The sequence below is a fragment of the Candidatus Clostridium stratigraminis genome (assembly GCF_045310675.1).
GTDB classification, from domain to species: domain Bacteria; phylum Bacillota; class Clostridia; order Clostridiales; family Clostridiaceae; genus Clostridium_AT; species Clostridium_AT stratigraminis.
This window is the reverse complement of the sequence record NZ_JBJHZZ010000058.1, coordinates 1-242: the sequence shown is the minus strand read 5'-3', so window position 1 is coordinate 242 and position 242 is coordinate 1. Positions and strand designations below refer to the sequence as shown.

The 242-nt window shown below is 40.5% G+C and carries 1 protein-coding gene; it reads left to right on the top strand.

Features of this window, described 5'->3' with window-relative positions; translation table 11 throughout:
* Window positions 1–242: ABC transporter permease subunit (locus ACJDUG_RS17840; RefSeq protein WP_406771209.1), on the top strand; the 242-nt coding region annotated here is incomplete at both ends.

Below are 242 nucleotides of genomic sequence, written 5' to 3'. Positions count from 1 at the left end.
ACTTTAGGTATAAGTGTTTATAAAATAAGATATTCCTGTGTTGTATTATCTGGTGCTCTTGCAGGATTAGGTGGTGCTGCACTGTCACTTGGAATTGCACCTCTTTATAGGGAGGGAATGGTTTCAGGACGTGGATTTATAGCATTAGCGGCACTTATCTTTGGTAACTGGACACCTAAAGGAACTATGTGGGCATGTTTACTATTTGGTTTTGCAGATGCCTTTCAGATGAAAGCTCAAGG